The sequence below is a fragment of the Roseitalea sp. MMSF_3546 genome, from assembly GCF_030732865.1.
In the GTDB taxonomy this organism is placed as follows: Bacteria; Pseudomonadota; Alphaproteobacteria; order Rhizobiales; family Rhizobiaceae; genus Roseitalea.
This window is the reverse complement of the sequence record NZ_JASHKB010000018.1, coordinates 45098-58464: the sequence shown is the minus strand read 5'-3', so window position 1 is coordinate 58464 and position 13367 is coordinate 45098. Positions and strand designations below refer to the sequence as shown.

At 68.3% G+C, this 13367-nt stretch carries 12 protein-coding genes; 8 read left to right on the top strand and 4 right to left on the bottom strand.

The window, feature by feature from the left end:
* Positions 1-106: 106 nt before the first annotated feature.
* Positions 107-790: a GntR family transcriptional regulator gene (locus RBB34_RS14150; RefSeq protein WP_306119880.1), complete on the bottom strand. Its 684-nt coding sequence runs from the start codon at positions 788-790 to the stop codon at positions 107-109.
* A 219-nt stretch (positions 791-1009) separates the two neighbouring features.
* Between RBB34_RS14150 and RBB34_RS14145 the strand changes: the two genes are divergently transcribed.
* The 8 genes from RBB34_RS14145 to RBB34_RS14110 all read left to right on the top strand — a co-directional run bounded on the left by RBB34_RS14145 (position 1010) and on the right by RBB34_RS14110 (position 10255).
* Positions 1010-2329, top strand: a complete 1320-nt coding sequence (locus RBB34_RS14145) for a M20/M25/M40 family metallo-hydrolase (RefSeq protein WP_306119879.1) — start codon at positions 1010-1012, stop codon at positions 2327-2329.
* Positions 2330-2398: 69 nt separating this feature from the next.
* Positions 2399-3259 (top strand): ABC transporter substrate-binding protein, encoded by an 861-nt coding sequence (locus RBB34_RS14140; RefSeq protein ID WP_306119878.1) that lies wholly within the window; start codon positions 2399-2401, stop codon positions 3257-3259.
* A gap of 134 nt (positions 3260-3393) precedes the next feature.
* Positions 3394-4086, top strand: coding sequence for an amino acid ABC transporter permease (locus tag RBB34_RS14135; protein WP_306119902.1), 693 nt, complete (start codon positions 3394-3396; stop codon positions 4084-4086).
* Positions 4083-4964, top strand: a complete 882-nt coding sequence (locus RBB34_RS14130) for an amino acid ABC transporter ATP-binding protein (protein ID WP_306119877.1) — start codon at positions 4083-4085, stop codon at positions 4962-4964. The genes RBB34_RS14135 and RBB34_RS14130 overlap by 4 nt, the downstream gene beginning before the upstream one ends.
* A gap of 8 nt (positions 4965-4972) precedes the next feature.
* Complete coding sequence (locus RBB34_RS14125) at positions 4973-6052, top strand: hypothetical protein (protein ID WP_306119876.1); 1080 nt, start codon at positions 4973-4975, stop codon at positions 6050-6052.
* On the top strand, positions 6049-6948 hold the full coding sequence (locus tag RBB34_RS14120) for a dihydrodipicolinate synthase family protein (RefSeq protein ID WP_306119875.1): 900 nt from the start codon (positions 6049-6051) through the stop codon (positions 6946-6948). Before RBB34_RS14125 ends, RBB34_RS14120 begins: the two co-directional genes overlap by 4 nt.
* Complete coding sequence (locus RBB34_RS14115; RefSeq protein WP_306119874.1) at positions 6945-9860, top strand: FAD-dependent oxidoreductase; 2916 nt, start codon at positions 6945-6947, stop codon at positions 9858-9860. Before RBB34_RS14120 ends, RBB34_RS14115 begins: the two co-directional genes overlap by 4 nt.
* Positions 9842-10255: a DUF3830 family protein gene (locus tag RBB34_RS14110; protein WP_306119873.1), complete on the top strand. Its 414-nt coding sequence runs from the start codon at positions 9842-9844 to the stop codon at positions 10253-10255. Before RBB34_RS14115 ends, RBB34_RS14110 begins: the two co-directional genes overlap by 19 nt.
* 156 nt (positions 10256-10411) lie before the next feature.
* Here RBB34_RS14110 and RBB34_RS14105 read toward each other — a convergent pair whose 3' ends face one another.
* Genes RBB34_RS14105 through RBB34_RS14095 form a run of 3 tightly spaced genes read right to left on the bottom strand, consistent with a single transcriptional unit; the run spans position 10412 to position 13367 of the window.
* On the bottom strand, positions 10412-11881 hold the full coding sequence (locus RBB34_RS14105; RefSeq protein WP_306119872.1) for an FGGY family carbohydrate kinase: 1470 nt from the start codon (positions 11879-11881) through the stop codon (positions 10412-10414).
* The gene (locus tag RBB34_RS14100; protein WP_306119871.1) at positions 11878-12639 is read right to left on the bottom strand and encodes a creatininase family protein; all 762 of its coding nucleotides are present in this window, start codon (positions 12637-12639) and stop codon (positions 11878-11880) included. Before RBB34_RS14100 ends, RBB34_RS14105 begins: the two co-directional genes overlap by 4 nt.
* Positions 12636-13367: an SDR family oxidoreductase gene (locus RBB34_RS14095; RefSeq protein ID WP_306119870.1), complete on the bottom strand. Its 732-nt coding sequence runs from the start codon at positions 13365-13367 to the stop codon at positions 12636-12638. The genes RBB34_RS14100 and RBB34_RS14095 overlap by 4 nt, the downstream gene beginning before the upstream one ends.

Genomic DNA, 13367 nt, shown 5'->3' with positions numbered 1-13367 from the left:
CCCGATCGCGGCCGCTGCGCGCCGCGAATGCTTGTCATGGCCTCGCCAATCGATCGGATCCGGACCGCGAAGCCAGCCGATCCCGGCCGTGCCTTCCGCGCCGCCGTCATCCAACCTGGTCGACGGCGAAGTCGAACAGCGACTGGGCATGGGTCGCCATCGCCGCGCGCGCGCCCTCGGCATCGCCGGCTTCGAGCGCGTCCAGAATCGCCACATGCTCGCGCGAATCGGGGCCGAGCCGGTCGGCGAGCTGGGCGATCTCGAACAGGCGCGTGGTGGTGCGCAACTCGTACAGGATGTCCGCCATCACCTGGTTGCCGCAGGCATCGATGAACAGATTGTGCACATGGTCGTCGCAGGCCCAGTGGGCGTGCACGTCATAGGGGCGGAGCTGCTCGAGCGCCAGAACCTCGTCGCGCACCGACCCGATGCGACGTGGCTCGATGCGCCCGGTGGCGAGCGCGGCGGCCTCGGCCTCCAGCGTCTTGCGCACGCGCAGGCTCTGCAGATAGTCGCGCAGATCCACCTTGCGCACGACATAGGGCTGGTTCGCCGATTTGAGCACCAGGCCCTCGCCTTCCAGCCTCTGCAATGCCTCGCGCAGGGGGGTGCGCGACACGCCGAGCTGGTCGGCCAGCCGCTTTTCGACGATGCGGTCGCCGCCCTTGAGCTTGCGATCCTTGATCAGGTTGGAAATCGACCGATAGGCGCGCTCGGAAGCGTTGGAGACCGGCTCGCCCGCCTCGCCCGACCGCATTGAAACACCCTGGGCGTGCCCAACCGTTTCCATGAAGTGTCATCCTCTCTGTCGCGCTCTGTGTCGCACGCTCGCGCCGGTTGCATTTGCCGGTCCGTTCACCGTCGCACTCATCGCGCAGCGCGGCCGATGGCGCAAGCGGCCGAATTTTCCCTTGCACCGTAGCGCAAACTGTGCAGCATATAAAGTGTATACACTAAGAACACAAAAATCGTCCTCACCGGGCCTCCATTCAAGGGACCGACAACGAACATGACCATCGCTTCCCCGGCCATCCAAACGGACAGTGCCAGCGAACCGGAGGCCGAAGCCGTCGGGTTGCTGCGTGAAATGATCGCCGCGCAGCGGCAGGGGGAAGCGGCGGTACAGGCCATCGTCACCGACAGGCTGCGGGCATCGGGCTGCGAGGTGACGGTGCGGCCCTTCGATCCTGCCGAAGTGCCGGTGATCGGCGAGTTCGCCGCCGCGCGGGCGCAGACGCCGGGCAGGCGCAAGAACGTCATCGCGCGTCTGAAAGGCGATCCGGCCCGGCGCTCGCTGCTGCTGTTCGCTCATCCCGACAGCGAGCCGGTGAGCGGCACCGAACGCTGGCGGACCGACCCCTTCGCCGGCGAGATCGCGGACGGGCGCCTTTACGGCTGGGGCGTGGCCGATGACCTCGCCGGTGTCGCAGCCGGCGTGCTGGGCATTGTGCGCGCCGCGCAGAGCGGGGCGGCGCTGGGCGACGTCGTGATGGCGAGCACGCCGTCCAAGCGCCATGCGCGGGGCGTCGCCGCAGCGCTGCACCAAGGGTTGGAGGCCGACGGCGCGCTCTATCTGCACCCGGCCGAATCGGGTGCGGGCCTTGGCGAGATCAAGGCCTTCGCCTCGGGCCAGCTCGAATTCCGGCTTACGGTCGAGGGCCGACTGCCCGACACCACCGAGCCTGGCCATGCCGGCTTTGCACATCTGGCCGAAAACCCCATCGAAAAGGCGATGATGGTCGCCAGCGCGCTGCGCGCCCTCGATGAAGAACGCGCCGGCCGCATCCGTCACCCAAGGCTCGAGGCGGCGGTCGGCCGGTCGACCAATTTGATGATCGCGACAATCGGCTGCGGCGAGGACGCGCGCTTCGGCCGTCTCAACGAGCGCTGCGTGATGGGCGGGGCGATCTCGTTTCCGCCCGGCGAGACCATCGAGGGCGTGAAGGCCGAGATCGAGGCGGCAATCGACGGCGCTGCGCGGGCCGACGGCTGGCTGGCCGATCATCCGCCCACGATCGAATGGGTGTCGGGCGTCACCGGCGCCGAATGCCCGGGCGATCATCCGCTCTATCTGGCCGCCGCACGGGCGGTGTCGGCGGTGACCGGCGCTGCGCCGCATGTCAATCCGATGCACACCTCCTCCGACATCCGCAATCCGATCGTCCAGAAGGCCATACCCACGGTCGGCTTCGGCGGACTTTGCGGAGACCTCAGCCAGAACGGAAGACACGACGAATGGATCGACGTTGCCGATTTCCTGCGCACCGTCGATGCGACCGCCGCCATGATCGTCGATTGGTGCGGCACCGAGCGCGCCGCGATTGCGTGAGCGCGCCCAACAAGGACAGTCGCCGCCACCCGGCCGCGGCGGCTGACGCTCGTTAACAGGGAGACCACAATGAACACTGCCAAAGCCTTCGCAATCGGTTCGGCGCTCGCCGCCGCCCTTGCCTTCACCGCCACCACGGCGCTTGCCCAGGACTGTCCGGAAAACCTGCCCCTCGTCGAGGAGGGCAAACTGACCATGTCGATCAACGCGACGATCCCGCCGCGCCAGTACATCGACAATGACGGCAATCTGAAGGGCATGCATCCCGAGCTCGGCAACGAGATCGCCAAGCGGCTGTGCCTTGAGCCCGAATACAAGAATGTCGGCTTCGAGGTGCAGATCCCGGGCCTGGCCAACAAGCGCTGGGACATGGTCAATACCGGCATGTACTACACCGAGGAACGCTCGAAGATCATGCGCATGGTGCCCTATGTGGTCAATGCGCTGGCCATCGTCGTCGAAAAGGACAATCCGCTCGAGGTCAAAGGCTATGAGGATCTTGCCGGACATCCGGTGGGCACCGAGATCGCCGGCTTCGCCGACAAGCTCATCCGTGAGATCAATGACGGACAGGTGGCCGACGGCATGGAGCCGATGCAGATCCAGGCCTTCAATTCGTTTGCCGAAGCGTTCGCCGCGCTCGGCGCCGGCCAGGTGCGCGCCGTGTTCGGCCCGGACGCCACCGCGCACTACTACGCCCAGCGCGGCCAGTTCGATGTCGGCGCCAGTGGCCTCAATCCCGGCCTGCCAAGTTCGTTCGGCTTTGACGGATCGAACGTGGAACTGGCCAACGCCGTCGCCCAGGTGCTCGAGGACATGAAGGCCGACGGAACCTACGATGCGATCATGAGCGCCTATGGAGCGACCACGATCGACAAGTGGGACGCCTACGAGGGCGGCTTCAAGGTCTATCACGCGCCCGAAAGCTGATCGCGGCTCAACCATGGCGCGGCGCGTCCCCCCGTCCGGGTCGGGACGCGCCGCACTGTCCCTGACGGACCGAGAGGAGTGCACCGGTGAACTGGAGCTGGTCCTACTTTTTCGAATATCTGACCAACGGGCTGATGTTGCAGGGGGCCTGGACCACGGTGTGGCTGAGCGTCGTCTCCATGGCCATCGGACTGGGCCTGGGCATCGTCGCGGCGCTGATGAAGATGTACGGCAACAGGGCGCTGCGCTATGTCGCCGAATTCTACATCTGGCTGTTTCGCGGCACGCCCATCCTGATCCAGCTCGTCATCATCTATACCGGGCTTCCGCAGATCGGCATCCGGCTGAGCGTCATCGAGGCGGCGATCCTTGGCCTTGCACTCAATGAAGGCGCCTATCTGGCCGAGATCATCCGCGCGGGCATCATGGCCGTCGACAAGGGCCAGGACGATGCCGGCCGCGCGCTCGGCATGACATGGCGCGAGCGCATGTGGATCGTCATCCTGCCGCAGGCGACACGCACCATCATCCCGCCGCTCGGAAACCAGTTCAACGGCATGCTCAAGACGACCTCGCTCGCCTCGGTGATCTCGATGGAGGAGCTCATGCGCAACGCTCAGATGCTCGCGCAGATCGAGTTCCGCGTGCTCGAGGTCTATATCGTGGCGGCGGTCTGGTACCTCGTCCTGGTGACCATATGGCATCAGATCCAGCTCAGGATCGAGGCGCACTACGAAAAGCCCTTCGGACCGGCGGCGGCCGTCGCCTCCGAGGGCGAGAGGGAACTGGCCAAGGCGGTGCGCGCGGCCGGAGCCACCAACACATGAGCACGCACGGAGAAATGGCGATGACCGAGACAGGACAGGCCACCGCCGCATCGGCCGCGGACACGCTGCCCGAGCCACCGGCCCGGCCCAATGGCAAGGTCAAGACGCTGGGCGAACCCATCGTCACCGTCGAACAGGTCCACAAGTCGTTTCACGGCAACCACGTGCTCAAGGGCGTCTCGCTGACCGTGCGGCAAAGCGAGGTGGTGGTGATCGCCGGGCGCTCGGGCAGCGGAAAGTCGACGCTGCTGCGCTGCATCGATCGGCTCGAGACCATCGATGACGGGCGCATCGTCGCCTGCGGCAATCTGATGGGCTTTCGCGAGACAAACGGCCGCCGCGTGGCGCTGCGCGACCACGAGATCGCCCGGCAGCAGCGCGAAATGGGCATGGTGTTCCAGAACTTCAACCTGTTCCCGCACATCTCGGTGATCGACAACATCACCGTGGCGCCGATCCGGATCAAGAAGGTGCCGCGCGCGCAGGCGCGCGAGGAGGCGCGTGCCCTGCTCGAGCGCGTCGGCCTGCCGGAAAAGGAGAACGCCTATCCGCGCCAGCTTTCCGGAGGCCAGCAACAGCGCGTCGCCATCGCCCGCGCGCTCGCCATGAAGCCGCAGGTGCTGTTGTTCGACGAGCCGACCTCGGCGCTCGACCCGGAGATGATCGCCGAAGTGCTCGATGTCATGGTCGACCTGTCGCATCAGGGCATGACGATGATCGTGGTCACGCACGAGATGGGCTTTGCCCGCGCGGCCGCCGACCGCGTGCTGTTGATGCACGAGGGCTCGATCGTCGAGGACGCACCGCCCGAGGACTTCTTCACGAAACCGACAAGCGATCACACCCGCGCCTTCCTGTCGAAGATCCTGCAGCATTAGAGCGTGCCATGTCCGCCGCGCCGCATATGGCAAACCCGCAACCGGCTCTGGCCGACACCGTCGTTCGCACCGTCACCGGCGACCGCCCGGTACGGGATTTCGAGCGCGTACTCGTCCATGAGCATGTGCTGTTCGACATCGTGCCGCCGGACCGGCGCGGGGGAGACCGCGACGCTCCGATCACCATGGGCAATCGCTGGCAGATCGACTACCGGTCAAATGTCGATGCCTGCAACGCGCACCAGACCGATCGCGCCATTGCCATGGAAGAGATCGCCGCGCTCGCCGGCGAGGGCGGCGATCTGATCGTCGACCAGTCGGTGGCGGGTCTGGCGCGCGATGCCGACGGGCTTAGGCAGGTGGCCGAGGCGACCGGCTGCGGCATCGTCGCCTGCGCCGGCACCTACACCGCGCCATTTCTCGACGAGCACACCGCGCGGATGGATGTCGAGGCGCTGACCACGCGCTTTGTCGCCGAGATCAGCGAGGGCCTCGACGGGACGGATGTCCGGGCCGGGCTGATCGGCGAGATCGGCTGTTCCTCGCCGCTCGAACCGGTCGAGAAGCGTGCCCTGCGCGCCGCCGCGCGCGCCCAGCAGGCGACGGGCGCGGCCATCAGCGTGCATCCGGGCCGCGATACGGCCGCGCCATTCGAGATCGTTTCGATTCTGGAGGCCGAAGGTGCCGACCTCGCCCGTTGCGCAATCTGTCACATGGACCGCACCTTTCCCCAGGGCACCGGACCTTGCCAGCTCGCGCGCACCGGCGTGATGGTCGAGTGGGACTTCTTCGGCATCGAGACCTCGCACTACTGGATGGCCGATCGGGTGGAACTGCCGACAGATCGCGGCCGGCTGCGCGCGATCCGGCACCTGTTCGACCGTGGCCTGGGCGATCGCGTTCTGATCAGCCAGGACATCTGCACCCGCACCCGGCTTCTGCGCTGGGGCGGGCATGGCTACGGCCATATCTTTCGCAACGTGACGACGCTGATGGCGTCGATGGGCTTCGATGGCGAGGAGATCGGCCGCCTTGTGCGCGTCAATCCCCTCGGCCTTCTGGGAATGCCACAGGAGAAGACGGCATGAGCAAACGGTTTCGCGGCACATACACGGTCATGATCACGCCGTTCGATGCCCTGGGCGCGGTCAATTACAAGGCGCTCGCCGACTTCACCGAATGGCAGATCGAAAGCGGCATTGCCGGGCTGATCCCGCTCGGCTCGACCGGCGAGTTCCTGTCGCTGACCGAGGAGGAGCGTCACGGTGTCGCCAGGACCGTCATCGACACCGCGGCCGGGCGCGTGCCGGTGCTGATCGGCACCGGCCATGAATGGACCGACCAGGTGATCGCCGAAAGCCGGGCGGCCGAAGCGATGGGCGCGGACGGCGTGATGATCATCCCGCCCTTTTATTCGACGCCGACCGAGGACGAATTGTTCGCCCACTACAAGGCGATCGGCGAGGCGGTCTCGATCCCGATCATGGTCTACAACAATCCGGCGACGGCCAATGTCGACCTGACCCCGCCCATCCTCAAGCGGTTGAGCGCCATCGACAATGTCCGCTATGTCAAGGAGAGCACGATGGATGTGACGCGGGTGCGCGACATCATCGATCTGTGCGGCGAAGACATGATCGTCTTCGGCGGGATCATGGGGTTCGAATCCTTCGTCAACGGCGCCCAGGGCTGGGTCGCGGTCGGCTCCAACGTGATGCCCGCCGAATTCGCCGAACTGTTCACGCTGACCGCCGACGCGCAGGACTATGACGCCGCCCGCGCTCTCTACAGACGCATCCTGCCGGTCATCCGCATGGTCGGCGGCCATCACTATGTCTCGGCGACCAAGGCGGCGCTCGAACTGATGGGCCATGACGTCGGCGGGCCGCGCGGGCCGCGCCTGCCGGTCGGCCCGGCCGGTCGCGTGGCCATCGCCAGGACGCTTGCGGAACTGGGATTGCAGCCGCTACGCGCCTCGGCATGAAGCCCGGCCATTTCGACTTCGAGGGCGATGCCGTTCCGGCCTTGCCGGGCGACACGATCGCCGCCGCGCTTGCGCGCAAGGGCCATCGCGTCCAGCGCGTCGCCCGCAGCGGCGAGCCGCGCGGAACGTTCTGCGGCATCGGGCTGTGCCATGAATGCCTGGTCGAAGTGGATGGCCGCTCCGCCCAGCGGGCCTGCATGACACCGGCGCGCGATGTCGGTGCGGTGCGCCGCCATGTCGATGGCGGCGAGAGCGCGCTCGGCCGCCTGGCCGCGCCGCCGCAGGGCGGCGAACCGCCGACCCGATCGCTCGACCTCGCCGTCGTCGGCGCCGGCCCGGCCGGCGTTTCGGCGGCGCTTGCGGCGGCCGGCCATGGCTTGCGCGTCGCCCTGATCGACGAGCGCCCCAAGGCCGGCGGCCAGTACTTCAAGCCGCCGCCACAATCTTCGGACGGCGCGCGCAACGACCGGCAGCATCGCGCGGGCGACGATCTGCGCGCCAGGCTCGCGGACGCCGATATCGAGCACTGGACCGACCACGCGGTCTGGTTCGCGCGTCGCCAGGAGGATGGCGTCGCGCTGGGACTGATTGGCGAGGGTCGCGCGCGTCTTGCCCTTGCCCGGGCCGTGATCGTCGCCACGGGCGCCTATGAGCGCCCGGCCATGGTGCCCGGCTGGACGCTGCCGGGGGTGATGACCATCGGCGCGGCGCAATCGATGATCCGCAGCTATGGCGCGGTGCCGGGCAGGCGCATCGCGATCGCCGGCAACGGCCCGCTCGGGCTGCAACTGGCCGCCGAACTGATTGGCGCCGGCGTTCCGCCCCTCGTCCTCGCCGAGCGCGCCAGCCCCGGCGACCCGCGCGGCCTGCCAAGGCTGTTGCGTGCGGCGTGGCACGCGCCGGGTCTGGTCGCCGATGGCGTGCGCCTGCGGGGGGCACTCATGCGGGCCGGCGTGCCCACGCTGACCGGCTGGCAGCTTGCACGTTGTCATGGTGCGGAGCGGCTCGAGGCGGTGAGCCTGGAACCTGTCGGCGGCGGTGCGGAACGGCGCTTCGATGTCGATCTGGCCTGTATCGGCGAAGGATTTCTGCCGCAGGCCGAGATCGCGCGGATGATCGGCTGCGCCTGCGCGCCAGATGCGCGTTCGGGCCTTGCCGTGCCCGAGCGGGACGATGATGGCGCCAGCTCGGTGCCCGGCGTGTGGATCGCCGGCGATGGCGGCGGGCTGGGCGGCGCGCAGGTCGCGCTCGCGCAGGGTACCATCGCCGGCGCCGAAGCCGCGCGCTGGCTGGGCGGACCGAGGGTGAACACCTCGCCGGCACGGGCCGGATTGCGGCGCGCTCGAGGCTTTCAGCGCATGCTGTGGTCGCTTTATGACGCCCCGCCCCGCGCCGAGCCGGCCGACGAGACGCTGCTGTGCCGCTGCGAGAGCGTCAGCTTCGGCGCCGCGCGGCGGGCGATTTCGGACGGGGCGGCCGATCTCGGCGCGCTCAAGCGCGTCACCCGGCTCGGCATGGGCCGGTGCCAGGGCCGCTATTGCAGCGAACCGGCGGCGCGGCTCCTGGGAAGCGGCGATGTGTTCGCGCCGCAGCCGCCAAGCCGGCCCGTGCCGGTGGCCGCGCTGGCGATTGAAAAGCCCGAATGGGGCGGGCACCGCAAGACCGAGGCGCCGGCACCGCGCGCAACACCAGAGCGCGCGCCCGACGCTCCGCCCCTGCCGGCGACGACGGAGCTGCTCGTCATCGGCGCGGGCGTGATGGGCGTCGCCGCCGCCCTGCGCGCCACCGAACTGGGCATGGAGACCGTCGTCGTCGACCGGGGCAGCGTCAACGGGCAGTCCTCGGGCGGCAATGCCGGCAGCCTGCACATGCAGCTCCTGTCATTCGATTTCGGCGCCAAGACCATGGGCCGCTCCGATGCGCTGTTGCAGACGCTGCCGCTCCAGCGCGATGGCATCGCGCTCTGGAAGCAGCTCGAACGGGAACTGGACGCGGACTTCGAGATCGCCGAGACCGGCGGGCTGATGCTCGCCGAAGAGGAAAGCCAGATCGGCTTTCTGAAGGACAAGGTCGCCGCCGAGAAACGTGTGGGCATCGCGGTCGAGGTCATCGGCCGCCAGGAGATCGCGGCAATCGCGCCGGCGGTGTCCTCGCGCATGGTCGCCGCCGCGTGGTGTGCGGGCGAAGGCAAGATCAATCCGCTCCTGGCGACGCCGGCGCTGGCGCGGGCGGCGCGGTCCAACGGCGCGCACCTTGTCGAGCATGTCGCCGTGACGGCCATCGAGGCCGAGGACACCGGCTATCGGGTGACGACGAGCGCCGGCACGATCACCGCCAGACGGCTGATCCTTGCCGCCGGCGGCTGGACCGGCGCGCTCGGCGCCATGCTCGGCGCGCCCCTGCCGGTGAGCGGCGCGCCGCTGCAGATGATCGTCACCGAAACCGCGCCGGCGCTGGCGCCATGCCTTCTCGCCCATGCCGACCGGCACCTGACGATGAAGCAGGCGGCGGCCGGCAACGTCATCATCGGCGGCGCCTGGTCTGCCGGCACCGACGGCCAGACCGGACGTGCGCGCGTGCTGCGCGAAAGCGTGGAGGGCAATCTTTGGGTCGCCGAACGCGTCCTGCCCGCCCTGTCCGGGCTGCACATGCTGCGCTGCTGGGGGGCGATGAATGTCGATATCGACGGCGCGCCGATCATCGGCCCGCTGCCCGGCCGGCCGGACTGCGTTGCGGTGGCCGGCGCCAATGGCTACACGCTCGGACCGCTGCTGGGGCGCATCGCCGCCGAGACGATCCACAAGGGTGCGCTCGATACCGCGCATGAACGCTTTTCACCGGCGCGTTTCGGCGCGCGACAGTCAATGAGAATTCAAACCGAGAGAGGGAACCGATGGACACGATCAAGGTGACGGCGGCGGGGCTTGCATTTGTCGGGCATTTCGAGACCGAGGCAGCACCCAGGACGGTCGAGGTCTTCAAGGCGCATCTGCCCTATGAAAGCCAGATCGTGCATGTGCGCTGGAGCGGGGAAGGCGTGTGGGTGCCGCTCGGCGACACCGATTTCGGCGTAACCTACGAAAACCACACCAGCCATCCCGCGCCGGGCCACATCATCCTTTATCCGGGCGGGATCAGCGAGACCGAGATCCTCTTCGCCTATGGCGGGGTGGATTTTTCCTCCAAGATGGGCCAGCTCGCCGGCAACCATTTCATCACGCTGACCCAGGGGCTGGAAAACCTCGCCGAGATGGGACGGCGGGTGCTTTGGGAAGGCGCGCAACCGATCCGTTTCGAGGCGCTTTAGGCTCTGCTGCGTTTCACCGCGCGGACCGTGCCGCAGTGCATCTGCGTTTGTCGCATTGCCGGCCGCACGCTCCTCAACGCGCTTCAAGTCCAGAACCGACGGCAGACCAACACGTTGGCGGACCCAATCCGGCCCACGGCCAGGGCACACGCGCGATCAGTCCGCTCCGAACAGCCGCTCGCACATGTGCGCGTAGCGGGCAAAGGCATCATCGAGTGCGGCGCTCGCCTCGGCGTCGGGCGCAAACACCTGCGCGATGTGCACGCTGCGCTCGGCGATCGTAGCGACATCGGCACCTTCGAGCGCCGCCCGGCCGACAATCGCCGCACCGGCGGCCGAGGTGTCGCGCTCGGCGATCAGGTGCACGGGCCGGCGGAGGGCGTCGGCCATGATCTGGCACCATAGCGGCGACTGCGCCCCGCCTTCGGCAAGGCGCACCTCGCCGGTCGCCGCGCCGGCCGCCTCATGCGCCCGGACGCATTGGCGCGCGTTGAAGGCGACGCCTTCCATGACGGCGCGGACCATATGGCCGGTGCCATGGGCAGAGGACAGGCCGAAGAACATGCCGCGCGCATCGGGCCGGCCGTACGGCGTCGCAACGCCTTCGAGAAACGGCAGAAAGACCGCCCCTTCCGAGCCGGGCGGGGCATGGGCCGCAAGCCGGTCGAGCGCCTCGAAGGCGGGCGGGGCGCCCCCTTGCGCGAGGATCGCGCGGAACCAGGACAGGCTGAGCCCGCCGGTCATGATGAGGCCGAGCCACAGATCGCGGCCGGCGATGCCATGCGGGATCTGCCAAAGCCCGTGTCGTTGCCTCGGTTCGGGTGCGGTCGCCTCGGTGACGACATGGCCGGCGGTGCCCAGCGTGATGGTCGTGCGGCCGCGCGCGACGATGCCGCAGCCGACCGCGAGCGCGGCGACGTCGCCGGCGCCCGTGGCGACCGGCGTGCCGGGCGCGATGCCGCTCGCCTTCGCGCCCTGCGCGCCGACACGGCCGGCGATTTCGGCCGCCGGCCGGATCGTCGGCATCGTCTGCGGGGTCACCCCGGCCAGTGCGCACAGATCGGGCGCGAACTGCGTGCCACCGCGTCCGGTCATGGCGGTGGAATGGGCATCGCACGGATCGGTTGCCAGTTCACCGGTCAGGCGCAGCAGGATGTAGTCCTTGGCCAAAGCGATGCGCCGCGTGCGCTCCATCAGTTCGGGCCTGTTGGCGCGGAACCAGACGAGCTTGGGCAGAACGCAGATCGCGCTGAGCGCATTGCCGGTCACCGCCGGAAAGTCGAGCGTCTCGGCAAGGATCCCGGCCTCCGCCTCGGCGCGGATATCGAGCCAGATCACGGCATCGGCGAGCGGGCGCATGGCCGCATCGAGCAAGACGAAGCCATTGAGCTGGCCGGACAGGCCGACCGACGCGATCTCGACGCCGGCCTCGGCGATCGCTTCGCGCGTTGCCGCGCAGACCGCGCCCCACCATTCATCGGGGTCCTGCTCGGCCCAGCCCGGCTGTGGCGCCTTCGTCGCATAGGGCCGCGACGTCTTGGCCAGCACCGCTCCGTCATCGTCATGGATCAGCACCTTGACGGCCGAGGTGCCCAGATCGATGCCGAGATAGCCGCGCGCCCTCATGTCACCATCTGCTGGGTGTAAAGTCCGCGGCGCCGAAGATAGCCGAGCCACAGTTCGGCCGATCTGCGCCCGCCCAGTTCGAGCCAGCGCCGGCCCTTGTCGGCCGTCGCCGGCGTCGGGTCGCCGAAGACGCCCGAACGCATGAACATGCCCATGGACAGTTCGGATTTGCCGTAATCGTCGGGCACAGGGGGATAGTCGGCCGCCGCCCGGTCCATGTGGACCAGTTCGGGCGCGATGGCCAGCATGAGCGCGGTCTCGATCTCCTCGGCATGGATGTCATTGGCCCATTGCTCGGAGTCGCATTCGGCGAGCATCTCCTTGAGCCCGGCATAAAGGCTGTTGAGAACGGCGATGTCGTGCTTTTCGTGGATCAGTTCGCGAATGGCGTGCTTGACCGGCTGCGGATTGGAGCCATGGGCGGACAACACGAACAGCGCCTTGACGCCCCAGCCCGAAAGGCTCTCGGCAATGTCGCGGATCACTGCCATGTAGGTATCGAAGCGCAGCGTCACGATGCCCGGCTTGCCACGCCACACCCAGGCATAGCCGACATTGAGGACCGGCAGCACCATGCCCACGCTGCGCCTTGCGGTCTCGATCGCCATCGCCTCGGCGATGCGGTTGTCGGTGTCGAGCGGCAGATGCGGGCCGTGCTGCTCGAACGAGCCGACCGGCAGGATGGCGAAGGGAAAGTCGCGTGCGAAAGCGGCGATCTCGTCCATGGTGGCCCGGCGTGCGTCGATCCAGGTGGTCATCGGCGCTCCTTCCATGTGGCGCGGTAGGCAGGATCGGTGTCCCAGAGCTGCTGGTCGAGCGAACGGCCCGTGGCCGCGCCGGCGGGCAGTGCGGCGAGAAAGGCGGCCGTCTCGTTGAGCAGCGAAGCGGGTGCGAGCTTGTCGCGATCGGCCGCGTCCCAATGGGTGAAGAAGCCGGTGTCGACCATGACCGAGGGAAACAGCGTGTTGACGTTGATGGCATGCGTGACGAGTTCGATCGCGAGCACCCGGCACAGCATTTCCACGGCCGCCTTGGAGCTGCAATAGGGCGCATCGCCCGCCTGCGCGTCGCTGAGCCGGGCGAGCGACGACGTCACGAACACGATATTGCCGCCGCCGATCTGTCGCATGCGCCGTGCGGCGCCGCGCGCGGTCACGAAGGCGCCATCGACATTGACGCGCAGCACGTTGCGCCAGGTCCGGTAGGGCATGTCGACGACCTGATGGTGGTCGAGATCGGTCACGGCGGCATTGGCGATCACCGCGTCGAGCGGGTTCGCTTCGGCCATGACGCGCTCCATCGCCGCCTCGTCGGTGATGTCGGCCTGGCAGCCGGTGAAGCCCTCGCGCCGGGCAAGCCCGGGCGGACAGGCCGCCAGGTCGACGCCCGTGACATGCCAGCCAAGGTCGAGGAAATGATCGGCCAAGGCGCGCCCGATACCGCCGGCGGCGCCGGTGATGACGATGTGCTTGTCGCGTCGTGCCAT